Annotated in this window: 19 protein-coding genes; 2 read left to right on the plus strand and 17 right to left on the minus strand. The window is 40.7% G+C overall.

The window, feature by feature from the left end; translation table 11 throughout:
• Positions 1–70: 70 nt before the first annotated feature.
• The 11 genes from L6475_RS07175 to L6475_RS07225 form a co-directional block, all read right to left on the minus strand.
• Positions 71–1,537, minus strand: a complete 1,467-nt coding sequence (locus L6475_RS07175; protein WP_237818559.1) for an ATP-binding protein — start codon at positions 1,535–1,537, stop codon at positions 71–73.
• Positions 1,538–1,562: 25 nt separating this feature from the next.
• Complete coding sequence (locus L6475_RS07180) at positions 1,563–1,871, minus strand: hypothetical protein (RefSeq protein WP_237818561.1); 309 nt, start codon at positions 1,869–1,871, stop codon at positions 1,563–1,565.
• Between the two features lie 11 nt (positions 1,872–1,882).
• A complete protein-coding gene (locus L6475_RS07185; RefSeq protein ID WP_237818563.1) occupies positions 1,883–2,326 on the minus strand; it encodes an ASCH domain-containing protein in 444 nt (147 codons plus the stop codon).
• Complete coding sequence (locus L6475_RS07190; protein ID WP_237818564.1) at positions 2,308–4,356, minus strand: GNAT family N-acetyltransferase; 2,049 nt, start codon at positions 4,354–4,356, stop codon at positions 2,308–2,310. The genes L6475_RS07185 and L6475_RS07190 overlap by 19 nt, the downstream gene beginning before the upstream one ends.
• A complete protein-coding gene (locus L6475_RS07195) occupies positions 4,337–5,233 on the minus strand; it encodes an HNH endonuclease (RefSeq protein ID WP_237818567.1) in 897 nt (298 codons plus the stop codon). The genes L6475_RS07190 and L6475_RS07195 overlap by 20 nt, the downstream gene beginning before the upstream one ends.
• Positions 5,230–7,161, minus strand: coding sequence for an AAA family ATPase (locus L6475_RS07200; protein WP_237818569.1), 1,932 nt, complete (start codon positions 7,159–7,161; stop codon positions 5,230–5,232). The genes L6475_RS07195 and L6475_RS07200 overlap by 4 nt, the downstream gene beginning before the upstream one ends.
• 1 nt (position 7,162) lies before the next feature.
• Entirely contained in the window at positions 7,163–10,567 is a 3,405-nt protein-coding gene (locus L6475_RS07205; protein ID WP_237818571.1) for an N-6 DNA methylase, read from the minus strand.
• A 12-nt stretch (positions 10,568–10,579) separates the two neighbouring features.
• Positions 10,580–13,858, minus strand: a complete 3,279-nt coding sequence (locus L6475_RS07210) for a helicase-related protein (RefSeq protein WP_237818573.1) — start codon at positions 13,856–13,858, stop codon at positions 10,580–10,582.
• Between the two features lies 1 nt (position 13,859).
• Positions 13,860–14,063, minus strand: a complete 204-nt coding sequence (locus L6475_RS07215) for a helix-turn-helix transcriptional regulator (protein WP_237818575.1) — start codon at positions 14,061–14,063, stop codon at positions 13,860–13,862.
• 217 nt (positions 14,064–14,280) lie between these two features.
• Complete coding sequence (locus L6475_RS07220; protein ID WP_237818577.1) at positions 14,281–14,592, minus strand: DUF3853 family protein; 312 nt, start codon at positions 14,590–14,592, stop codon at positions 14,281–14,283.
• A gap of 109 nt (positions 14,593–14,701) precedes the next feature.
• Positions 14,702–16,006: a phage integrase SAM-like domain-containing protein gene (locus L6475_RS07225; protein ID WP_370641679.1), complete on the minus strand. Its 1,305-nt coding sequence runs from the start codon at positions 16,004–16,006 to the stop codon at positions 14,702–14,704.
• Positions 16,007–17,399: 1,393 nt separating this feature from the next.
• Here L6475_RS07225 and L6475_RS07230 point away from each other — a divergent pair.
• Both L6475_RS07230 and L6475_RS07235 read left to right on the plus strand, forming a co-directional pair.
• The gene (locus L6475_RS07230; protein WP_237818579.1) at positions 17,400–17,945 is read left to right on the plus strand and encodes a type I restriction-modification system subunit M N-terminal domain-containing protein; all 546 of its coding nucleotides are present in this window, start codon (positions 17,400–17,402) and stop codon (positions 17,943–17,945) included.
• Positions 17,946–18,088: 143 nt separating this feature from the next.
• On the plus strand, positions 18,089–19,009 hold the full coding sequence (locus tag L6475_RS07235) for a DMT family transporter (RefSeq protein WP_237818581.1): 921 nt from the start codon (positions 18,089–18,091) through the stop codon (positions 19,007–19,009).
• 12 nt (positions 19,010–19,021) lie between these two features.
• On the opposite strand, the gene L6475_RS07240 is transcribed toward L6475_RS07235, so the two are convergent.
• Genes L6475_RS07240 through ligA form a run of 6 tightly spaced genes read right to left on the minus strand, consistent with a single transcriptional unit; the run spans position 19,022 to position 24,545 of the window.
• Entirely contained in the window at positions 19,022–19,588 is a 567-nt protein-coding gene (locus L6475_RS07240; RefSeq protein ID WP_237818583.1) for a M48 family metallopeptidase, read from the minus strand.
• 6 nt (positions 19,589–19,594) lie between these two features.
• Positions 19,595–20,110 carry an NUDIX domain-containing protein gene (locus L6475_RS07245; protein WP_237818585.1) on the minus strand — a complete coding sequence of 172 codons (516 nt, stop codon included), beginning with the start codon at positions 20,108–20,110 and terminating at the stop codon, positions 19,595–19,597.
• Between the two features lie 16 nt (positions 20,111–20,126).
• On the minus strand, positions 20,127–20,744 hold the full coding sequence (locus L6475_RS07250) for a TetR/AcrR family transcriptional regulator (RefSeq protein ID WP_237818587.1): 618 nt from the start codon (positions 20,742–20,744) through the stop codon (positions 20,127–20,129).
• Positions 20,745–20,750: 6 nt separating this feature from the next.
• Positions 20,751–21,809, minus strand: a complete 1,059-nt coding sequence (locus tag L6475_RS07255) for a UDP-N-acetyl glucosamine 2-epimerase (protein ID WP_237818589.1) — start codon at positions 21,807–21,809, stop codon at positions 20,751–20,753.
• Between the two features lie 18 nt (positions 21,810–21,827).
• Positions 21,828–22,496 carry a B3/4 domain-containing protein gene (locus L6475_RS07260; protein WP_237818591.1) on the minus strand — a complete coding sequence of 223 codons (669 nt, stop codon included), beginning with the start codon at positions 22,494–22,496 and terminating at the stop codon, positions 21,828–21,830.
• 39 nt (positions 22,497–22,535) lie between these two features.
• Positions 22,536–24,545 carry an NAD-dependent DNA ligase LigA gene (ligA, locus tag L6475_RS07265; protein WP_237818593.1) on the minus strand — a complete coding sequence of 670 codons (2,010 nt, stop codon included), beginning with the start codon at positions 24,543–24,545 and terminating at the stop codon, positions 22,536–22,538.
• Between the last annotated feature and the right edge of the window lie 54 nt (positions 24,546–24,599).

A 24,599-nucleotide genomic window follows, 5' to 3' on the forward strand; every position in this document is an offset into this window, starting at 1 on the left:
ATTTGACACGAATATTGGGTCACATGTATTTAGGTATTATATAATATTGTAGAAATGGGCTATGGTGAGGTTATGCCTTGATATATTTCTGCAATGGCGAATTAGGCTTGTCAGGGATGGTACGTTTCAATAAGCCTGCATCTACTAGTTCATTGATGAACTTCTGAATATTTTTGTTTTGATATGTGACATTAATATGATTTAATATTTCTCTGCTACTTCGTTCCACCATGCAATATAATAAGACCTCATTTTGCTTAGCAGAAAGTATCAGAGTATCAGAGTTGGTATCAGAGTTGGTATCAGAGTTAGTATCAGAGTTACTACCAGAACTTGTGTCTAAGTTAGTGCCTAAGCTTGTGTCTATACTTGGACGCTTGAAGGTTATCCAGACGAATAGGCCATCTGTACCATATTCTGGTTCTGGCAATCCTGCTTCCTTACAAGCATCCATCATTCTCTGTACACCTGTTCCCCAGCTTTCCAAGAAGCCTGTTTTGAACAGTGCTTCTGCTATGATGGGGTTTTGAGGAAAAGAACGATGCGACTGTTTGATGGTTTCAACAGTCAACTCGTTAGGGAAATGACCTGTGTTTTCAATTTCTACTCGGTCATCAAATACAGAAATGCCGACACTACCACTTGGCGAATCCAGCAGTCGATGACAAAGTGCATTCGTCAATGCTTCACGCAATGCCTCTACAGGAATCTCCAATCGGTCTTCTCTACGCAGCCCCTTGATTACTCCACTTTGATTCAGATGCTTAAACAGGAAAGCCATACCTGCATCCAACAACTGATAGAAATTGCCCTTTTCCCTCATGTTGTCAATGAAGACTTTTTTCTCAGTACCTTGGAACCGAGCCATACGTAGCAAGAACTGAGGATAGGCTGTAGGACGCTTGATGAACAATGCTGCTGCTGCATTCTTGATCTTACCATTTTCTGTCATGGCAAATTTGTCAAGCAGTCCCCATGTACTTTCAGTCATTGCAGATGCCGGCATACGACCTCTATCAACACCGTATGCAACAGCCCCTTTGATACGATCCTCGTCCAAATCTTCCATATGGAGATTGTCAGGTGTCTGACTCTCCCAAGCGAAACGGCTAGGATTGCTACGTCTCAGTCGTTCCTCAAACATGGAACGAGGCATTAGAACCGTTGTACTCTCAACCTTATAATATGGTCTGCCGTCGTAGGTATAAGGCGCATCACCAAACTTAGCACCATCACAATGCACTCCAATAACGCTGAATCCTGGTCGTTCGGGAATGTCGAAGAGTTGTATGGGCAGACTGATGGCTGGCTCCAACTTTGTCATCTCATGTGCTATTTCCCTTTGGGTGCTGTCAGTTACGTTCTGGCCCAATATCTTTAGGTCAGGCGTAATGCCAAAGAACAACCATCCACCATCAGTATTCAGGAATGCACATAGCGACTGCATTCCCTTAATGAGTTCCCCCGTAGTCTTTTTCAGTTCAAGCACTCGGTTCTCGTCTTTTGCTATTATCTCTTTTATTCCGTCTATATCCATATCTTATTAACGTATCTTTTGTCATTTATGGTATTAATAACCCCTTATATTCTAAATCATGTTTCATAATTTCCTCCGTCTGACGGATGTCGAGGTCTATCTGATTTAGTCGCTTTTTCTTGTCTTCATCGGTATGCTGATTGTCTTGAAGCACACTCAGTTTCATTTTTGCCTTAACACATTCCAACCCATTATGAATGGCAGACACACTCACAGGAGCATTAGAGTTGAATAGATGCGCCCAACTTTGTCCTGCAAGCAGGTTTCCCCACTTCTCGTATTTTTGAATGTCATTTAGACATTGATCTATTCTGCTGTCATTTATCTGTTCCATATTTTACCTCTTTATTTAATCCTTTTTGACAATACATTAACAATATCTTCGTTTGTTACATATCTATATATTTGCGGAGGTTGGAAATTGGGATCAACTCTCCTCAATTCTTCCAATCCAATCGGCATTACAGATTTAATCATATCAAATTCTATGCCAATAGCTTTGTGATAGCCATCATAATAAGAGAAATAGCTCTGTTCATTAATACCCAAACGATTTGAGTAGTTTTCCCATAAACACTTAGGGGTACATTCTATTATTGTCTTTACCTTTCCAAAACCAAGTACCGCCTTAACTGGGGCAGATGCATATATGATGACATAATCCCCAGACTGGACATTAGGCTTCATCTTTCTCAGTTCAATGTCCTTTTTACCAGAAATAAGTTTCTTTGCGTATTCTGGCTTAACTGCAATAAACAGGTATTTGCGTTTTATTTTTGTTCTTTCCATCTCCCTAATTGATAAAGTTGAAAATATATAGTGTCGTTTATCTCAACTGGAGAAGCAAAAGTATTTCTTTTGCGTCCGTTAGCGATAAAGATTTCTTGAAGTTTAGCAAATGAAATAGGATATTCAAAGACCTCTGTATGGCAGAACTTTAATGCCCTAATATCTGTATTTATATCACTACCACATAATTTGTAAATGTCTTTCCATTCATAAATGCCATATCGCCTGTTTACATGAAAAAGATCTTTGGGCTTTCCTGTCATCACTTCTGTAAGATATGAAGAAGCTACAATCGATTTTGCGTGAGAATAACGTACGTCTTTTCCACTTACATACCATAATATCCGAGCTGGATATTTTTCTGTAATAGGCTTCGTGTGGCGATAATAGACATTCTCAAAACTCCACAGTTTTTCTGGATTAGCGCCAAATAAATCTTCGCCAGCAATAGCCAAATCAAACAACTGTCCAGCCCAATACGGCTTTATTGGTACAATGTATGTAGGAATATTCAATCCTTTTATCTTTAATGGGAATAACTTCCTTTCAACTGCCAAAAGTAATCTGTCGTTATTTTCAACAGTTATTGACGGATATGACTGATGGATTATATTTGATACTTCTTCTTTGGCAACGATAATGTTATATACATACTTAACATATAGATTATTCTGCAGTACAAATCCAAATTTGTCCAAGATATCCTTCTGCTTTTCTGTTATATATTTCTCTCTGAAAACGATTCTTTTCTTCTCACCTTTAAGAATCCTTTTCATAATCTCAGAAATAATTTGGAAGAACAGAGCGTTGCAAATATCTTTGTCACAGATACGCAATAATTCTATATCTGTCGAATCATCCTTTTCAGTTATCCCATAAAATGCAATCGCATCACTATGTCGTTTTAGAACATATAGTTTTCCTTCGCTTTTATTTATTAGTTCTGATACTAATGCATTAAAAGTTTGTTTGTCTTCACCATCTTTTTGCATCCAAAATCTATTAACACAATTAGATAGCTCCTGTGGACTTAGTTTAGAGAGAGAATCAGAAGCAATACCTATCAACTGATTGGGGAGATACTCTTCTCCATGCAGGAGTTGGTCTATCTGCATAATGAACTCTTGAGGATTGTATATTTGTAGTGAGTATTTCTTTTCTATGATCTCCCTTTTATTAACCAATCCTTCATCATAAGTTATAAAATAAGGTGTTTGAGAAACAATACATGATGCAATCTGTTTTCTGTCAGATATATCGTTATCTGATTTCCCAATGATTATCTGCTCCAACTCTTTTACGAATTCCTTTTGTTTCTCCACATCAACATGAATCTGAGTAAAAGAAGATACAAGGGCCCGTGTCTTTGCTGCACGTTGCAGATTCTCGTCTCTGTCTATTTCATTATATGCTTCTGGAGCAATGCACAATTCAGCTTCGTCTATCAACCAGTCTGCCAATAGGCCACGTGGATCTTCTTGTGGACTCACATAATCCGCATTTTCTGCTTCTCGCAGTTTAACGATAATATTCATATCCAGCAAAGCCTTCACCTTAGAAGTCAAAGCTACTGAGAATAAGTCTGGCTGATTAAAGTCGTACCACCATCTATTCAGATAATTCACTTCATAACTTCTACTTCTGACTTTTTCGCGAGGAACGAATCCGAAATTTCTCCATACAGAAGACGCATAATCAAAATCAGTCCTGCAACTAAGCGAAATACCTCTATAATCTTTTTCGTATTTACTTTTGAGAGCATTCAACAATGCAGTAGAAACACCTTTGCCTCTGTATTCTTCGCTAACGCACAAATGAACGATGCTAATTCGGGAAAAGCGAGAGACTATACGAAACATCAAATAGCCAGCCAATGTCTTGCTATCATGCGCGATAATAATACATTTATTCCTTGCATGATCCTCAAAGCCACCTTCGGGCATATACCCTAATGTGGCTGAGTTTTTTCTTCCCAATGCTTTCACATCTTCGAAGAAGCTATTTCTGTTGTCAATGAATTCTATCGTCATCTTTCTTTATTAGCATAGGATTTACATCAGATAAACTAAATGACAACGTTTCTGCGTCATCTTCCAATGGAGAAAGTCCTTTATGTCCTTCAATCCATTTCTGATATTCAGAAATATCAGGGTCAGACAAACAAATAGCGTATTCTATACCAGCTATAGCCATCACAAAGTATATTTCTGCTTCTACATTTCCATTTTGAAAATGTTTATGTTCTTTTACGAACAGCTTCATCTCATGAAGTATCTCATAACAAATGTTCTCGTTTTGATTAAAGTAACAGTCTCCTTCTGAATATAATCGCCGTTGATGATATTGCCAGGTTTTGCCCTTGCCATATCGAGCATACTCTCGTAGGTTATTTAATATATCTTTCTCACTACCCAAGAGTTCTTGGACACACAAATCGTATTTGTCCTCTCCCATATTATATAGGAAATATTCATAAGCACATTTTGCAAGGAAACGAGACATAATAGGGTTTGGGTATTCTGGTTCAGGAATATATGGTCCAATTATTGTTTTTGCTTTTCCTGCTTCAATTAAATCATATAGTTCTTCGTCAACAACCGCTTCTATATGTCCATCTTCTGTTGTATACATTACAACTTCTCCACTTTTCATTATTTCAGGGAAAAACATCTTCTCTTTAACAAAACGTCCTTTCTTTGTTAAGATCTCATTTCTAAATCGCATCGAGACAAAATAGGGCAGAGCCAACAATTCCTTTTCAATTTTAACAGAGAAATAGTTGTTACAGGTATCACAGACATATCCTTTGGGAAGAATATGTTCCTTATTCCCAAGTGACTCAGGAATAATATGCTCAACACTTTTAGAGGTTGAAGAATCCTTATGACAAAATATGCAAATACTCATATCTTATCTCTCAATTTAACGCTATGATCATATATAATGTCCAATAAATTGTCGGTATTAGGAAGTCCATACTCTACACAATATTTGTTATAAGCATCATAAATGGATTCATATATTTCTTCTGAAGGAAGTGTATGACGAACACCGTTTATTATCAGTTCTTTTACATAACATTTAATAAAATAAGAAATCCGATAATGCCCTGCAACATTTAGAAGAAGCATTTTCCCCTTCTTGATATCTATGCAAATTGTAACAGGAGTTCCATCAGGTTTTACCAGTTCTATACCCATTGCATGATTAACTTTGATCTCTACCCTGTCTTCAAGAATTTTTTTTAATTCATTTAAGACTTTTACAATATTTAGTATTTCTTCCTTATATATCGGAGATCCTATATCATAATGAGAAACAGTGTTTAAAACGTTATCTTTATATATTTTCAGATTCTTAAAGTGAGAAAAATCGATAGATTCTTTGGCACAATAGGATTCTAAGCTAATTATTCTATCATTTAATGAGGTCTCTATTGTATTACCTGACGTTAAATCCACACGTTTCTTCAATGTATCTGGATATAACTTTTCTAATATCTCTTCACACCACTTCCTAAGTTTTTGACCACATGCAGGATAATCATGCTTCGCATAATAATCCATCATCTCTAATGGCATATCTTTATCTTCAATAAATTTAGGGTAAGGTAGGCAAGGCTTATAATCATTGTCCTCATCAACATCATGCATGTATAATCCCCCCATTAGCCATTCCCTTTGCATTTTCTCTATCGCAATCTTTTTTTTTAGTGTTGCATAAAACAATTTGTCATGAGTAAACAGATATACTTTGTATTTTTTTACCACAACATTCAACAAATAATCTACAACTTTCATACGATTACTCATGTCAAGGCTTATCAGCATGTCATCCAGGGCTAAGAAACGTCCGTTCGCCGCAGTAACAGTATCTAATAAAGCAAATCTTATGGACAATGCAATCGCAGTTAATTTTGCTTCGTTAAAATAGGTTTGGGGCTTTTCTATAGCGCGATAAGAGACACCATCATTTTGTAATTCCTCTATTTTAAGAGTAATTGATGGTTGCAATAATTCCATACTGGTGCTTACACTCTTTGGCTCCATGACTCCTGCTTTCTCTACATTCTGATACCGAAGTCCACATCTTAACCAGTATGATTTATTAGGCTGTGGGACTTTATCCCTATTGTTATCGTATCCAAGGGTTATTTTTATTTGGCAGTCCTCAGAATTCCGAAAATGGTTATTGTATATTATAGTCGCCGTTTCTACTGCATTAGAGTTGATTTGTTCTATAACATATTTCGTTTCTGCATTAAACTTATCTATTCTTGCTTGATATGAGGGATCTATTGTGTTACTCTTTCCACGACGTTTTATACCTTTCATGACATCGTCATATATCATGCTTATATATTCAGATTTATCTTGCGTTAAAACAAATGGAAGAATATCCTTTATAAATACAGGGAACAAATCTATATACTGTGAATTTCTGAAACTGAAGACATTAAATAGAAATTTATGATTTATAAAAACACATTGTCCGTTTAAATCTCGCAAAGGAGAAATAGGCTGTGTTACCGACTCCTTGTACCCTTGGATCGAGACACCATAAGTGACATCACTACCTGCAAATTCTATTTCGACTTTTGCATTAAACTTTTTCTTGTTTTGATTTAAAATGCTTTCTGGATGATTAATATCAAAATAGATAGGATTTTTATCTTTACATTGACTTTGCAGTAAAGAATGCAATGCATAATAGATAGAAGATTTTCCACTTCCGTTCTCACCATACATCAAAAGATTTTTTCCTTCCAATTCAAGGGTAAAATTATCAGGAAAGGCTTTAAAACCATCTATCGTTATTTTAGAAATTGCAGCCATATTAACTTTGAATTATGTTTTTAAGATATTCAGGACTCCGCGATACAAACAGGTTCAGTCTTGTGCGGACTTCATTATCAGTTTTATACAATATATCAAATACGGATGCTATTGTTTCTGTTTCTTTTGTCGCATGTTCCAAAGGCTTTATAATTCTATATAAATAATCAATAATATTGATTTGTCTTTCAATCATATGTTCCTTAAAGAATAATTCATAGACACAACCATCAATAATATTTTCAAAACAGTCACCAATAAACTGGTTGCTTATCACATTATCGACAGCAGGTGAATGGGGATTTCTAAGATATACCATATAATCATAAAGAATTGATAATAATGTCTGTTCAGTTTCTGTGGCTTTTGGAATATATAATTTCCTCACATTGACAGGTTTTACTTCTGCGAAAGTACGTCCTTCCTCTTGAGTTAGTTTTCTATACAAATAGTTTGTCAACTTTGAATTTAATGCTGATGAAATATACTTATACTGATATTCATTAGTATTCTTCTTGAAAACAAGAATACTATTCAAAACAAAGAAGCCATTTTCATCAAAAACACATCGAATCCTATCAGAAGTTTGACGCATTATTATTTTGGATTCCGTGAAAAGTTGTTCATATCGAGGCCAGTGAAGACACCACCAAGGCAATATTCCTTTCTTTGTTTCTCTCTTTTTTGACAACTGCTCTTCAAAAGGTTTTAAATAATTAAAAATATTTGAATATGATGGAATGTTTGCTTGCTTTGTTGAATAAATAAGTACATGATTTGTATTTTCAATAGAGTATTTATCGATTTCTGCACCGACTAACACTTTATGAATCGGCTGAGTTTCCAGATTCATGCTGTCAGCGGTTTCCTTTTGTAATCTAAATATTTTATCTCCGCCTGTTGATATTCCACTAGCCATTTCTTCAGCTATAGAATCAATCGTAATTCCATTCTCTTTAATAGCATTAAGAATGTCAATCTCTGAATTAGACATTCCTATAACCAATGCTGGAACAGTCTGAAGTTTCTCAACTTTTATATTATCAATACTTTCATCCCATTCTATCTTCTTAACATTATAATCTCTATAATCTGAATAAGCGATGCTATAGTCCTTTGTTTTCTTTGCCTTTCCAACAAAAATACATGTAGGAACATCTGCATTCTCAAAAGTATTATCTCCCAAATTGATTGCTCGAATTAACATATTCTCTAAAGAAAGTAGCTCTCTCGTCTTTTCATTCTCATTTTGAAAAAATATATTGTTCGGAACTATGTAGGAAACAATAGCAGCACCTGACTTTGCACAAAGCCTGAATGCCAAAGATGTGAAATAGCAGAATGTTTCTGGGGAACGCATATGAACATCAGCAAACTTCTCCTTATAAATTTCTTTCTCCAGATCAGATAGTTTTGCTCCATAAGGAGGATTACCTATGATAATATCGAATCCACGGAATACACCTTCATCATTTAGTAAAGCAGGAAATTCAAACCGCCATTCAAATGCGTGTTCAAATTGCTTGTTGTTCTCAATTTCTTCTCGTTGCTTTTCTAAGGCTTTGAGTTCTTTTTGGAGAGCCTTGATTTTCTTCTCATTATCTTTCTTCTTACTCCCAAACAAGTCTTCCATTTGTAGGTTAGCAATGGTTCCACGAACTTTGGCAATCTTACCTTTCTCTTTGTCACTGAGTTCGGTCTTGAAGGCGTGTTTGATGTCCTCAATCTTTTGGCGGAAATCATCTTTCTGGGCATGGTCGGAAATGTCCGTGTAGTCATATACCCACTGGCGATAGTCATCCAAGGTGTAGTGAGTGCCGTTCTTTTGATTGTAGTCCTTCAGCACATTCTGGAATGGGGCATCGAGGGCAAAGCGATATAGCAACGAGTCACCACACATGATTTTATAATCAAGGTTCGGCAATGGCTGCGGCTCGTTCTCGTCAACAACCAGTGCCAGCCAAAAACGAAGACGGGCTATATCTACGGCTCCCTTCTCTATATCTACGCCATAAATGTTGTTCTGAATGATCTCACGTTTTACCTTAGCGTATGAGAAATCTTCATTCTTTCCAATGAAGCCATACAACAGATGGCGGCAATCGAACAGAACATTCAGCACTCCCATAGGGAAGGCGCCAGAACCAATTGCTGGGTCACAAACCTTTACTACATACAGGGCTTTGTTGACCAGTCTCGCATTCTCTTTGTTTTGCAGAATCGGCTCCACCGCTCTTTGCTTGATGAGGGAGTCGATAGCGGTATGCAACTCATCAGGCGTATTGCTTTTCAGATACTGGGCAACACTCTCTTTGCTCATGTATTGCACAATCTCCTTCGGGGTATAGAATGCACCTTTGTCTTTGTTATCCTCCAACAAGTTCTCGAAGATATGGCCAAGCATTTCTGGGTCGATGCCGATTTCGGAATCCTCTGGATCGTTCTCGTCGATGGTGAAGTTATACATGGCGAAGAAATCCATGAGTTCCTTGAAATAGTCATAGGGGAAATCAATGTCTTTCTTGTCTAATTCGTCCTTGTCAAAAAGTCCACCATTCAGATACGGAATCTTGATATTCTCACCAAGCCGCGAATCGGCAAGATCATTGTCACGACGTTCATTTAGCGTATTGAAAAACAACGGTTCAAGGACATCGCTCAACAAGCGGTCGTTGCCCTCATAACTCTCTATTAAGTGGTTCAGATAGAATTTATCTCCACCGTTCCAGCCTTGCTGATTGGCAGGTACGCCCATCCAGCCCTTCTTCTGCAAGAACTGAAGGAATACCAGACGGCCCATGAGTTTCTTCACATAGTCGCGGTTCTCTTTTGTGTCGTCATTGATATGCTTGAGGAACTTCACATAACGCTCCTTGTATCCATGGAAGAAGTCCTTGTTCAGACGCTCCACTGAGAAGGCATCCTTGATGTTCTCAAACGAAATACCATTACGCTGCAAGACATCGAAACGCCCAACAGGAGTATTGTAATAGTTGTCGCTTTCACCAAAGACGTAAGTAAAACGTTTTGCAGCAGTATTCTCGCCCTTAATGTCACAGACAAAAGACAAACGCCAGACAGAGCCACTATCAAAGACAACAAGAGCAGCGTCAAACTCGCCCCAATTTGGATTGATGAATGACTTAACAAGATTACGCAAACCAACACGTTTGCGGGCTACATTGCCGTGCTGTATCTGATAATAGAACAGACCGATGCGGTAGTTGTCTGTGGTGTCAATGGCACCAAGATAGTAACCCTCTTCATCGTCAGGTGTATCGTCTATATGTTCACGTTCTGCTTTCAGTTCTGTTGCATGGAAATAATGCCGTAGCATATTTTGCCATCCTTCTTGATTGAACGGCTGCTGAAATATCTGTCGTAGGTTGTCTTTGCTATATGTCATGATGGAATGCTGTTAAATAAATGTTTCGGAAATAATGATTTGTGGGTCACAGACTTTGGGTAAAGCCTTTTCTTGCATTTCATTACTCATCGTCTGGTACTCATCAATGAGTTCAGCCAAAGTACGTTTCAGTTTGGCTTCGTCTTCCTTGATTTGCGCTTTGTCGCCCTTGTAGGGTTTAGAGAAATCACGCAAACGGCGAGGCAACTGGGTATATATACCTTTATTAATATAGTCGGTGAGAATATGGCATTGTACCTTTGTCGTATTGTCAGAGATGACTTGCGTAATTCTGCGCAAGAAGTTAAGGGCTGTTTTCGAAATGTTATCGAGGTCTGTGCGATTGATGGAAGCATCGTCTGCCGCCTCTACATATTCCTTTGTGTATTTGCCCAAAGCGCGATTTACGTGTTCGTAATTCTTGCTGTCTGGCATGAATGGAGCGGCTTGCTCTTCTGGTTTTGCCTTCAGATACTTGATAGCCTCCAAGAAATCAATTGGCTTAACAGCTTTATCGGTAGCCAGATAAAACTCCGTCTTCACGTCGGACGATACGTAAATGATGGACTTATCAGTATGTTTACCTGTGTTACGAGCCACACGACTCTTCAAAGGCAACTGTTTAACCTTGTCGTATAGTTCTCGATTGTTGTGATAGACATCACGCAGTTCACGAATCAAAGCCAGCTTCTCGTCCATCGAATCCTTCACATTGCTGTCGAACATCTTGAACTGCTTTACGATTTCCTCCTTGGAATAGATCTGCACATCCTCGCCAAAAGCAGAATGGAAACCCTGCAACTTAATAAGGGCATTTTCGTAAAGTTGGATTTGCTCATTGCCTTGTGGGGATGGATAGAACATATAATTATAGATAAACTCAGCCACAGAGCCAATACGATTCACACGACCGATGCGCTGCATCAATCGGGAAGCATTCCATGGAGAATCATAGTTGACAATGATATGGGAACGATGCAAATTGACACCTTCCGCCAAAACATCAGAAGTAAGAATAATATTGTACTGGTCTTTCTGCACCTCGCTATTAGCATCGAAATTCTCTTTGATGATGTTTGCCTTCTTGTCGCGGTTGTCAGCAGTAATCGTCAATACGTCTGTTCTGCCTAACTCATTCTCTAATCTGTCCTTCAGATAGTTCAGGGTATCTACACTTTCTGAAAATACCACCAACTTTCCTGATACGTTTCGATTATCAAAGAATTCAGTTTCCAGTTTCTTTCTGAACAAGTCAAACTTTTGATCATCATGCTCTTTCTGCCAATCAGCATTGAGTGCTTCCAAGACCTCCTTGTCATGACGAAGCATCTCAATGAAATCCGGCTCAAAATCGTCAGACTTATACAGGATATCGCTTTCTTGATAGCCTTTCTTCATCGCCAGTTCAATAATCTGATCCAGTTCCATACCTTTTGCCTGCAACTCTTTCACATTCAACTCTGGTGCAATGATGACCTTGTTTTCGGCAAACATCTTTAACATGTCGTTGGTGATACGAAGCAAGGTGGCCAACGAAAGTTTGAAAGCATGGAAACTACTTTCCAGACGCTTCACCATGTGAACACGATAGATACCTGCCAGCGTCTGACCAACATGAACCGCATTGCGATACTTAGCCCGGAACTCTGGCTTCAGAAATTCAACTGCACGATAGCGTGCATAATGCAGATGAGGGTCAAACTTGTCGTCAGACAGAACATTCAGCGTGTAGAAGAAGCGCCTGCTGGTGTCAGCATCCATCATATATTCCAATGAGATAGGCGGCTGAGGCTTGGGGAAGATAATACCTTGTGCCTGCAAGTCTTTCTTGTATTCTGGGTCGTTCTCAATATTGTGGCGTGTACGACGAACCGTCACCTTGTCAATCACTTTCTCACGAATGGCCTCATAAATCTTGTCAACGTCGGCTGTAACGTCGCGAGTTTCGCGCTCCTTCATCAAGATTCTATAAGCCTTAATGTATTCTGCAAAGAATCCTTTTAGATTGGGTATGCCGTCAATTGTGCAATTCTGACTGTCTTGGAATAACAAAAGTAGATTAAGCAGGTCGTCAGGGCGGTTATTCAATGGCGTGGCGGAAAGCAGCATCACTTTCTTACGTTGGTTCTTTAATAAGCCGGCATTGACGCAATCTGCCTTACAAATCTTTTGCAATTCGTCGTATTTTCCTGCCCCATCATTACGGAAGCCATGTGCTTCATCGACGATAATCAAGTCGAACTCTTCCTTCGCCTTGTATTGCTCCTTTCCCTCTAACACACTAGATAGTTTACCATTGGTAATGAATTGCGCTTTACGGGATATACCAAATAACTTAAAGGTGTTTTCCCAGTTCTCACGCAAGGCAGGAGGAAATACCACCAGAATGCTGGTGTTCTTACCGTTCGCCTCTATGAATCGTTTAGCTATCATGGTAGCAATCATCGTCTTGCCAAGACCTACCACATCAGCAAGGAACAGACCGTTATGGCGCATGAGCATTTGGAAACCTTGAATCACGGCATCCGTCTGATATTTCAGTTCCATCACGCCATTGGGCAACTGAATGGAGAAATCATCCTCAATCTGATCACCAAAAGTATCAATGAGCACTTTCAAATAGATTTCGTATGGTGTAGGCTGATAACCTAAGTAGGTCTTTTGCTTGATACTTTCAACATCATCGATAGTCAGTGTGATGGCCTCCTCCCATAGCTTCTTAAACTCAGAATGGCAATAGTCAACATCATCAAAGTCCTTCATAGCCACATTCAGCTCATAACGCTCTGCCCTTGACGTGCCAAGTCCAGCGTCAGAAATATTAGAAGAGCCCATGATTACCCAGCCATCACTGTTCTCGTTATGATTTTGCGGAAGGTAAAGATAGAACTTTGCATGGAGATTCTTTGTCGCATGAATCTTCATTTGGAGCCTGCCATCAACTAAGTCCTGGCACATCTGCAAAATACCTTCTTCAACCTCTGGAGCATACCGGGCATTGATAATATCCTGGCGGAACTCTTCGTCATAGACCATTTTTGCCTTTTCCTCATTTTCTAACATCAGCATAGCCTTATTGTGGCGACGGAAGATATCATCGATATTGATGCCAACTAAAATCTTTATTTCCTCGACATCATTCAATTCTTTTCGCAATTTGAAATAGCCGGAAGAACGAAAGAACCCGACTACAGCTAGAAATCGGTCAAAATTGGCCATATTACATGCAATACCTTTGAGTTTTTCAAAGAGCGTATTGCCTGAATTGTTATTAAAGAATTTACTGCTCATATTATCTCTCTTTACTTATTAGTTCCTGAACAGAGACACCGAGGCATTCTGCTATTTGGAATAAGGTTTCAAGACTGGGCTGGCTTGTATTGGTACACCATTTGGAAACTGTTGCTTCATCTTTGCCCAGTTGCTCTGCCAGCCATCTGTTGGTTCGTTTCGTCTCTGCCAGCACCACTTTGAGTCGATTCATGTCTTTTGCCATATCATATATTATATTATGGCTACAAAGATAAAAAATAATTCTAAATATTGGAACTTTTTCTCAAAAAACATCATTAAGAATCAAAGAGTTTTGCGTTTTAGGCAAAATATAACAGTAGGACTTGCTGTCAGATGTTTATTACAATGGAATTCTTAAAAATATAAATTCGGCAATAAAACGAATCTATTGACGAATTTATATGAAGGGTATGAGAGGGTTACGCACTTTTACGACGATAGACAGGTTGACCAGCCAGTTCCAAGGCCAACTTCTTGTCCACAATAATTTTGCGACCAATCTGGGTGATGGCTTTCTTGATTCTTCCACTCTTCTTGATACGGTTGGCTGTTGGCAAGCTGCAATGGAATATCTCCGCTATGCCTGCAATTCCATACGCATACTTGTCTTCATCGTCCTCAACCTTTTCTTCTACTGTGGCTTGGTTGGCCACCTTCATGAGTTGGAGGAACTCCGTTCCACTCATTTCTCCAATTGTCTTTTCTAACAATTCGTTTGATATTTGCTCCATAATTATAATAATGTGTTTGATAAGTTGATTGTGCTACGAAATATTAAAGGAACAAATTAAAGTAACTCGTAACGACAGTGCAAAGTTACTGCAAAAATCTCAAATAACCTCAGAAGCTGTTGAATTTCTGCATCGCTTTGGCCTTGATGTCGTCGGCAATGTCGATATAAGGTTTCATTGCCTTGTAGTCGCTATGGCCAGTCCATTTCATGACTACTTGAGCAGGGATGCCCAATGCCAAAGCACTACAGATGAATGTTCTTCTGCCAGCATGAGTACCTATCAGTTCGTATTTGGGTTTGACAATATCGATTCGTTCATTTCCCTTATAGAAGGTCTGGCGTATAGGCTCGTCAATCTTTGCCAGTTTGCAGAGCTCATGCAGATAGGTGTTCATCTTCTGATTGCTGACTACAGGTAAGACTTTGAATTCTTCGAAGTCTGCATTTTTACATTTCTCCAGAATGGCCTTACTATACTTGTTAAGCTCGATGGTCAGACTATCTGTTGTCTTTATTGTTGTAATCTCAATGTGGTCATCCTTTACGTCGCTCTTACGAAGGTTATAGACATCAGAGTCTCTGAGGCCTGTATAGCAGCAGAATAGGAACACGTCACGGACACGATCCAAATGACTTTCGTCTGCAGGAATCTTACACTCCACCAACTTCGTTATTTCATCACGAGTGAGGAAGATCACTTTCTTTTGTGTACTCTTCAACTTGGGTTTAAATGTCTCAAAGTCACGGTTATCGTTATAGCCCCTTTGATAACTCCAGCGCAGGAACCACTTCAAAAACGACATCTGCTTGCCGATGGTGCTGTTTTTCATGTTCTTTTTTAGACGGAGGTATTCAACGTAAGCCAATAGACCATCGTCATCGAAGAAATCAAAGGTAAGCACTTTCCTGAACTCCTTCAAATGGTTCTCCATTGCATGGAATTTCTCATAGGTGGCTTCCGTCCAATCATTTTGTCTGCCGTTGACTTTAATAAATTCTCTGAAAGCATCCCAGAATACGTTTTTCTTGACTGTTGTCACCTGTTTGTCATAGTCAGCGTATGAACCATTTTCGTCATCTTTTTGACTGATCCGTTCATTGAAGTCTGTTTTGAGTTGTTCACGGATAGGCATTTCTTCCATGAATTCGTACTTGTGGAACACTTTGATGATTACTGCTTTCAGATAATCAAGGTAGTCGTTGATCTCGCTCGCTGTCTGCATAGCTTGGTTCATACCTGTAGCCCGCTGATTTGCCTTGTCCCACTTGTCTGCATCGACTCTGATGCCCGTCACGAACTCGATTCTTAGATTGTTATAATAAACGCGCATACGAGAAGTGGCAGATTTTCCCGAACGATTTCTTTTTCTCCATTTTTTGTTTACCTTTGCACCGATATTCGGGTGTGAAATGAATACTTTTTCTTATGAGCATAGCGTTTAATATTTAAAAAACACACCCAAAATTACACCCAATTTCTGAAACACGCAAATATACCGCAAGACATTTTAACACATTGAAAAATGTCTTGGAATCCTTTATTAATAGGCTATTTAAAGCAGTGCCTGTGGCTCCTGATTATCCATGATGAACCATGGAGGGTTCGATTTTTTCCTCACTCTCCGCACAGTCAATAGGAAGGTAAAAGCCTTCCTATTTTTTTTTGCGGCATCCCTATATAATATAAAATAGGTGTAACCATAAGGATGGCGCCTCTTACTTATTTCTATCTACACCTGTATAAACATGTGTACTATTAACCAAAACCCGAAAAACAGAAAAAAAATTTTAAAAACAGATTTTTCGGCAGATTTTAAGCGGAGCGCCCCAATATTCTCGTATCTTCGTTACATTTAACTTTAATTGTCACATTCCAAATATTTATGCATCTTTGAAATGCATATTTATGTCACGAACTCTCGTGAGAATCGCACGAAAATCACCAACTCCTACTTTGGACTTCTACACGCGAATTATGAGCAAGTTGCAAAAATTTTGCAACCTATTAAGAATCAATAGATTACATTATTTACAGCCAAAAAAGCGTCAATTTTTTATTCAATAATCCCAAATATAGGCTGCAATAGAAGTTCTATTATACCATAACTGCATTCATCCTATACTGCAACAGACATTCAGTTATGATGCAATTGAAGTTAGGTTTCGGCATAATAGACAGTACGTTTCGGTATAAGATGCATTCAGTTGCGGTATAATAGACTTTTTACTGCACTAAAGGCCGTCTTTGGGTAGCCTCGCCGTTCTAGTTTGCGATTTTTATTTGTCAAAATTTTCGAAAACAAAAATGAATGAATATGTAATTAATGGTGAAAAAAAGTTTCTTCTTTTCCACCAGCAGCATAGCAGCAAAATCGTTTCGCGTAGTGGTTTTTAGTTTTAACCTCTCTAATAATTCTTCTGAAATATGGTTCAGTTTCAGAAATTGTTTGTATCTTTGTAGCAAGTATTTTCCGATTGCTGTAAACAGCACGTGCTTCGGCACGAATCCCTGAGCGCAAGGTGGGGTACGATTTTTGAGGGTTAAACAATAGCATCAGCTATTTATTCAGAGTATCGTGAAACCTCGGAAATTTCAACGATGAAATGCTTTGGGTAAGTCAGCGGATGCCCGTGCATATAGCGCGAGCATGACTTATATCTTAGCATTTCAGGTACATCCGAGGACCTCACGATACAAGAGAAGAGCCATGTTTCGCGCTTCTTTTGTGTTTTGAGGTCTTTGGTGTTTACCTGTATGCAAGCCTGAAGATGTAGTTTTGGTGCACTAAAACTATATCAAGAACAATGGCAACGATGCAAGAACGTGCAGAACTGCACAAGACAATATGGAAGATAGCCAACGACCTGCGTGGCAGTGTGGATGGCTGGGAGTTTAAGGCTTATGTGCTAGGCTCTATCTTCTACCGTTTTATCTCAGAAAACATCTGTGACTATATCCATCAACTAATGACGGATGCAGGCCAGCCTGATTTCGATTATACCAAAATCGACGATGCGATGGCCGAGAATATCCGCCAGAAGATGGTGGAGGAGAAAGGCTATTTCATCAAGCCCTCGCAGCTGTTCCAAAATGTGGTGGCACGTTGCGAAAAGGATGAGAATCTGAACGAAACCCTTTCTGTAGTCTTTCGCAGTATTGAATCCTCTGCTGTTGGCACCCCATCTGAAGATGACCTTCGTGGACTGTTCAGTGACTTCACTGTAGATAGTCAAGCCCTCAGCATGAAGACCAATGATTGGCGCCATTTGATTCGTGACTATGTGCACAAGGTAACTGAGCGCCCAGAACTGCAGGAAAACGAAGTCTTCAGATATGTGATGGCAGGATAAGTATAAAAGAAATAATATCATTGCATGAGTAAGTTAAATAGTAATAATCATATCGGTGAATTATTCCTTATTTGAGGATTTAGATATAATTTTGCACCCTCAACCGCAACATATTCATGTTGGCAGGGGAATAAGATTCACAGATGGAACAACCAACAACTTCAATTTTTCAACGCCCGGTATGGGTGGTTATATTTGCCCTGACGGCAGCAATAGCCTGGGGATGGGCTTTTCCTCTAATCAAGGTGGGCTTTAACGCTTTTGGCATCACTGCTGATATGACGGGAAGCAAGATGCTCTTTGCAGGCATTCGCTTTGCGTGTGCAGGTTTGATTGTTCTCTCTGTAGCCCAGACTAATGGGCGTTCATTTCAGGTCAGCTCCAAGAGCAACTGGTGGTTTATCCTGGCTTTTGCACTGATGAACACTACCCTACACTATTTCTTTTTCTACATCGGTATGTCGCATAGCGAAGGCTCTCGGGCGGCCATTCTCAATTCGTTGAGTACCTTCCTCGTGGTATTGCTGGCCTGCGCCTTTTTCAAGAGTGACAAGCTGACCTCAAGGAAAATTCTTGGTTGCGCCATAGGGTTCGGCGGTATCATGGCCTTGAACTTGGGCGGTTCGGACAGTGGACAGTTTCATTGGATGGGCGACGGTATGATCATTCTCAATGCTATCTGTGGAGCCTGTTCGAACTTGATGACTCGTGGGCTGAGCAAGCGTGTAGATGTCTTTGTGGGAACTGGGTATAGTCTTACTTTAGGAGGGGTGCTACTTATTATCCCAGGTTTGGCTTTTGGAGGTTCACTACCTCAAATCAACCTGCTCGGCATTGTCTGTTTGGTACTGCTCATTGCCATCTCGGCCATAGGCTTTGCCCTTTACAACAAGTTGCTCAGTTGTAATCCTGTAGGAAAAGTGGCCATTTACAATTCGTTGATTCCTGTGGTTGGTGCCATCACTTCGTGTCTGTGTCTGGGTGAGACGTTCTACGCCAAATATGCGCTTGCCGGAGGACTTGCCGCCCTCGGCATCTATATTATTAATAAAGGTAAGAGCTGATGACGGCCCACTTCATGCTACATCGTCCGATGCAGTATGCATAATCCTGCGCGTTTCGCGGCGGGCCTCGCGCCAACGGGGGAAATATTTGTCCATCAGGGCATGAAATCGGGAATTGTGACTTGGTTCCAGAAGATGACACAATTCATGAACCACAACATGCTCGACACACCACTCTGGCAACAATAGGACGTAGGTAGAAATACAAATGCTGCGTTCTTTGATATTGCACTGTCCCCAGCGCGAAATGGTAGGTTTGTAATAGACGACACTCGGGTGAACGCCCATTTCCTTGGCATAACGTTCCATCATAGGCTCCACCAAAGCCTTCAAACGATTCAATGCCTCATTAGCCTGAAAAGGAGTGTTTAATGGCAGTTTGTTATAGAACGCAGCCCGCTGATTGAGCTTATCGAGCGTCTTTCTCCTTGCCTCCTCAATCCAGTCTTTATGCTCATTGATGAAGGCCAGCACTTTGTCACGGGATAGGCCAATGGGGGCTGAGACATGCACATCGCCATTCTTGACGATGCGCATTGACAATCGACTTGTACGTCTGTAAGTTACCTTGATTGCCATGTTTGATTAAGCTTCAAGACGGCTCCCAAAGCAACGCTGAAATTCCTGTTCAAAGTTTGGAGTGAGCACTCCCTGTCCAATGGATTGACGAATTTCCTCCATAGACCAGAATCGGCCACCATCCAATTCTTCTGCAGAAGGGCACACAGGACCATCATAAACGGTACTGTTGACATACACCAATTCACGCTCGCGCTGACTGTCGAACACATACTTGCCAACAAAAGTAGGAACAAAATCGGTGATGCCTAATTCCTCACGTACCTCACGCCTTAAAGCCTCAACGGGTGTCTCACCGTAGTCAATATGGCCACCGACGGCAGTATCCCATTTACCTGGCTGGATGTCTTTCCAATCAGGACGTTTCTGCAGATATATATCACCAGAAGAATTGAACACATGCAAATGAACAACCGGATGCAACAATCTTGATCCATTGTGGCATTCACCGCGTGTAGCCTTACCAATCACACTTCCTTCTTCGTCAACAACAGGGAATATCTCTTGTAGATTATCTTTCATATAAATAAAAATCACACTACTTACGGAAGTGCTTATCGAGAAGTTTAACGCCCTCTTCGGTACAGAACCCACGAAGTGAAACCAACACGATATTGTTGATCATCTCTTCCATGGTGAAACGCTGGTACAACTGATGGTTCATGATATATTCGCCAATGGAATTGAACATGATGGCGATGAGTTCCAGATTGGTATCACTTCTGAAATAGCCCTCATCGACACCACGCTTAAGGAAACCGATAAAGCGGTCGTGAGACTTGTCATGATTGGCATTGAGAAATTCGACCACCGAAGGGTATTTATCCAAATCGGCATAAAAGGCAGGAGAGGTAATACGAAATTCTTCGACCTTCATGCAGTAGATATGCATGATGATTTCCATCACATTACTGCTCTCAGTATAGAGTTTTATGAACTCTTCGTTCTTGACTTCATAATACCTCTTGATACCTTCGAAAAGTAATTTCTCCTTGTTATCATAGATTTCATAAAGGGTACGTTTGGAGATACTCAACGCCTTGGCAATATCGTCCATACGCACAGCTTTGATACCTTGCTGTGCAAATGCTGTCATCGCCGTGTTGAGAATCTTGTCGCGCAGCGATTCCATGTAGGGGGTCTTTGTCTTTTCCATATCGTTTTATCCCAATAATATCTGTACTATGCGCTCAGCCGTCCTACCATCCCAACGGTCAGGAAGGGCACTATGTTTCCAGTTGCCTGAAAGCATCAGGCGAAGAGAGTCGGCCAATTTGGTAGCATCGCCATCAACAAGCACGTTGGATCCAATGCTTATAGTCTCCTGATGCTCGGTATAGCTGTTCAGGGTGATACAAGGAACACTATTGAAAGTGGCCTCTTCAGCCACGTTACCGCTATCGGTAATCACGCCCTTAGCATGTGCGGTAAGCCAACCGAACTCAAGATAGGAAAGCGGATCGATAAGCTTTATCTTAGGACAGAGAGAAGCTACGACTTCCCTGGCCAACGGGCGCAAGGGGGCATAAACAGGCATATCACCTGCCTCCTCAACCAATGTGTCGAGTAATGGCTTTAGCGACTCCTTATCGGCCAATAGCGCCTTACGATTAAGAGTAAGTACAAGATATTGTCCTTCCTGAAGAGGTAGGTCAGGCTGGTGCAAGCGTGGAAGATTGAAACGCAGCGTATCCATCAGGATATTGCCAACCATGTATGTTTGAGAGGTATCACCTTGTTCGCGGGAAGCAACACTATTGCTCTTCACTCCGGCAGTAAACAGATAGTCGGAAAGGGCGTCAATGACCAGTCGGTTGATTTCTTTTGGCATCTGAATATCAAATGAACGAGTACCTGCCACAAGATGAGCCAGACGAACACCTTTCTTCTTTGTCACGATAGCGGCAGCCATAGTGGAAGCGAGGTCATCGACCACAATGACTACATCTGTATGATGATGGTCGAGGAAGGCATCGAATTCAGCCATCACACGACTGGTGATCTCGTTCAGACTGGTGCTATCGACACCAAGGAATACGGAAGGACGGGGCATCTGTAAGTCATTGAACAATGAAGACTCGAGAGTAGGATCGTCCTCACGTCCTGTATAGACGAGTTCATACTGTGCTCCTTCGGTTTTTTCTATCGCCCTGATGAGCGGTGCCACCTTCACAAAATTAGGACGGGCACCAGCCACAATACATACGTTCTTATTTGTCATTCTATCTGAAATACGGTTTTACACTTTATAAACAAAATAATCTCCTCCATCACTATTCGCATACTGACGAAGCAAATTCTGAATAAACTCTGCATTCTGACGCACGCGTTCCTCGTTGCCGTCATAACCATTAATAAGCACCACCAGATGCTGAGTAGAGAGCGTCATCTTGGTGCGTTCGTTATCACTGGTAGGCGTACCCACCCCACCCTTGGCATCCCGATATACGGGCAGTCCTGCAATATTGATGAGGCCGCGGCCAATGCCTTCATAAGGTTCGCCTTCACGGCCGACGCCTAAGGTGAGTGTATCGCCTTCGAACTTTGAAGCATCAAAACCGCCGATGCTGTAACCATAGACGATAGAGGCAAGATTCACCAAATCGACAAGGGTGTCAATTTCGTAAAGCTCTTTTCCCTGAAGCATTCTACGAATGAGTTGTTCGCTGGCAGGACGATAGCGTGAGGGATCTTTGCCGCATTTTTTGTAAACACTTCGTGTAGCGGCTATACTGGGAATTTCTTTCAGACTATCTGTGGTGAGTGTAGCCCTGAAATGCTCTTCCCACTGGTGAATCTCGTCCCATAGTTTATCGGAATGGGGTGTATTGACCACCATAGCCTCTACTGCAGCTCCAACAAACTCAGGACAAACAGTCTTTATTTCTTCTGATATTACTATCTTCATCAAAAAATATCCTCTGTTATGGATAAATATATAAACAGTTTACTCTTCAATCATTTTCAGAAACTCTTCTTCACTGATTATAGCTACTCCAAGCTTCTGAGCTTTCTCAAGTTTAGAAGGCCCCATATTATCGCCAGCAAGAATAAAAGAGGTTTTGCCGCTGATAGAGCCAACATTCTTACCACCATTCTGCTCGATGATCAGTTTGTATTCATCGCGTGAATGATGAGCAAAAACGCCACTAATAACGATGCTTTTTCCAGAAAGTCTATCGGAGGTAGCAGCAGTCTGTTCCTCACTAAGAGCCATTTGAAGGCCGAAGTTGCGCAAGCGATTAACGATACTTAGATTTTCTTCGTTGTGGAAATAGGCAATAATACTCTTGGCCATCACCTCGCCTACTCCTTCTACTTCCTCAAGTTCCTGTAAGCCTGCGTTCATTAAGGCATCAATATTCTTGAAATGACGAGCCAGAAGACGGGCTGTTGTCTCACCCACGAATCGAATACCTAAAGCAAAAACTACGCGCTCGAAAGGTACTTGAAGAGACTTCTGAATACCGTTAACAATGCGCTGCGCTGACTTTGTGCGACTGCCGTCGCCATTAATCTGCTGAACATCTATGGTGTACAAATCGGCAACATTCTTCACCAACCCTCGACGATAATATTCATCGACAGTCTCAGGCCCTAAGGAGTCAATATTCATGGCCTTACGGGCAATAAAATGCTCGATACGGCCTTTTATCTGAGGAGGACAACCTGCATCATTAGGACAATACCATGCTGATTCTCCCTCGTAGCGTACTAATCGGGAGCCACACTCAGGACAACGTTGGATAAACTGAACAGGCTGGGCAATAATTGGGCGCTCATCAATATTCACGCCAACTATCTTGGGAATAATCTCACCGCCCTTTTCCACATAAACCATATCTCCTATATGAAGGTCGAACGAGCGGATAAAGTCTTCATTGTTAAGTGTGGCGCGCTTCACGGTTGTTCCGGCCAATTGAACAGGCTCCATGTTGGCAACAGGAGTAACGGCTCCTGTACGCCCCACTTGATAAGTAACCTCAAGCAGGCGGGTACATTCACGCTCAGCCTTGAACTTATAGGCTATGGCCCAACGGGGACTCTTTGCCGTAAAGCCTAAAGCACGCTGCTGGCGAAGACTATTTACTTTCAACACAATACCGTCAGTAGCCACGGGAAGGTTCTTGCGTTCGGTATCCCAATAATTGATAAAATCGAGAATTTCTTCTACCGACTTCACTTTGCGCATACCCTCACTGATTTTGAATCCCCAGGAACGGGCTGCTTCCAAATTTTCGAAATGGCCATCAGCTGGCAGCTCACTACCAAGGAGATAATAAAGATAAGCATCTAACTGGCGTGAAGCCACTACTCTTGAATCGAGGCTTTTGAGTGTTCCGCTGGCAGCATTACGTGGATTGGCAAAAAGTGGTTCCTCGGCAGCCTCACGCTCCTTGTTCAATCGTTCAAATACGCTCCAAGGCATCAATATCTCGCCTCTGATTTCAAACTCATCAGGATAACCTTCACCTGGCAATACCAAAGGAATAGACTGAATGGTCTTCACATTGGCAGTTACATCATCACCATGAACACCATCACCACGGGTTACGGCTTGCGTCAACCGGCCGTTAACATAAGTGAGGGAAATAGACAAGCCATCATATTTCATCTCACAACACACCTCGAACTCTTCACCAGCCAGTCCTTTCTTTACACTCGAATACCATTCGCGAACATCCTGTTCGCTGTACGTATTGGCTAAAGAAAGCATAGGATAACGATGGGTAACTTGCTGAAATTCACCATTCAAGTCGCTACCGACACGCTGAGTAGGAGAATTAGGATCAGCCATCTCAGGATGACGAGCTTCCAAGTCCTGAAGTTCATGCATTAAAAAGTCAAATTGCTGATCATCAATGGTTGGCTGATTAAGCACGTAATAGCGATAATTATGCTCGTGCAGTTCCTTGCGCAGCTGGGCTATACGTTGCTGTTCATCGAGAGTATTCATCTTACTTTTTGAGTATTTTATGCAAAGGTAAGTTTTTTTTTAGAAATAGAACTA

The sequence above is a fragment of the Prevotella sp. E9-3 genome (assembly GCF_022024015.1).
Taxonomy (GTDB): Bacteria; Bacteroidota; Bacteroidia; order Bacteroidales; family Bacteroidaceae; genus Prevotella.

Excerpts from the sequence above, each read along its gene's own strand:
- L6475_RS07250 (WP_237818587.1), bottom strand. The coding sequence starts at position 20,744 with ATGGAAAAGACAAAGACCCCCTACATGGAATCGCTGCGCGACAAGATT.
- L6475_RS07260 (WP_237818591.1), bottom strand. The coding sequence starts at position 22,496 with ATGAAGATAGTAATATCAGAAGAAATAAAGACTGTTTGTCCTGAGTTT.
- L6475_RS07230 (WP_237818579.1), top strand. The coding sequence starts at position 17,400 with ATGGCAACGATGCAAGAACGTGCAGAACTGCACAAGACAATATGGAAG.
- L6475_RS07190 (WP_237818564.1), bottom strand. The coding sequence starts at position 4,356 with ATGACGATAGAATTCATTGACAACAGAAATAGCTTCTTCGAAGATGTG.
- L6475_RS07245 (WP_237818585.1), bottom strand. The coding sequence starts at position 20,110 with ATGAAAGATAATCTACAAGAGATATTCCCTGTTGTTGACGAAGAAGGA.
- L6475_RS07200 (WP_237818569.1), bottom strand. The coding sequence starts at position 7,161 with ATGGCTGCAATTTCTAAAATAACGATAGATGGTTTTAAAGCCTTTCCT.
- L6475_RS07185 (WP_237818563.1), bottom strand. The coding sequence starts at position 2,326 with ATGGAAAGAACAAAAATAAAACGCAAATACCTGTTTATTGCAGTTAAG.
- L6475_RS07210 (WP_237818573.1), bottom strand. The coding sequence starts at position 13,858 with ATGAGCAGTAAATTCTTTAATAACAATTCAGGCAATACGCTCTTTGAA.
- L6475_RS07215 (WP_237818575.1), bottom strand. The coding sequence starts at position 14,063 with ATGGCAAAAGACATGAATCGACTCAAAGTGGTGCTGGCAGAGACGAAA.
- L6475_RS07180 (WP_237818561.1), bottom strand. The coding sequence starts at position 1,871 with ATGGAACAGATAAATGACAGCAGAATAGATCAATGTCTAAATGACATT.
- L6475_RS07235 (WP_237818581.1), top strand. The coding sequence starts at position 18,089 with ATGGAACAACCAACAACTTCAATTTTTCAACGCCCGGTATGGGTGGTT.
- ligA (WP_237818593.1), bottom strand. The coding sequence starts at position 24,545 with ATGAATACTCTCGATGAACAGCAACGTATAGCCCAGCTGCGCAAGGAA.
- L6475_RS07195 (WP_237818567.1), bottom strand. The coding sequence starts at position 5,233 with ATGAGTATTTGCATATTTTGTCATAAGGATTCTTCAACCTCTAAAAGT.
- L6475_RS07240 (WP_237818583.1), bottom strand. The coding sequence starts at position 19,588 with ATGGCAATCAAGGTAACTTACAGACGTACAAGTCGATTGTCAATGCGC.
- L6475_RS07175 (WP_237818559.1), bottom strand. The coding sequence starts at position 1,537 with ATGGATATAGACGGAATAAAAGAGATAATAGCAAAAGACGAGAACCGA.
- L6475_RS07255 (WP_237818589.1), bottom strand. The coding sequence starts at position 21,809 with ATGACAAATAAGAACGTATGTATTGTGGCTGGTGCCCGTCCTAATTTT.
- L6475_RS07220 (WP_237818577.1), bottom strand. The coding sequence starts at position 14,592 with ATGGAGCAAATATCAAACGAATTGTTAGAAAAGACAATTGGAGAAATG.
- L6475_RS07205 (WP_237818571.1), bottom strand. The coding sequence starts at position 10,567 with ATGACATATAGCAAAGACAACCTACGACAGATATTTCAGCAGCCGTTC.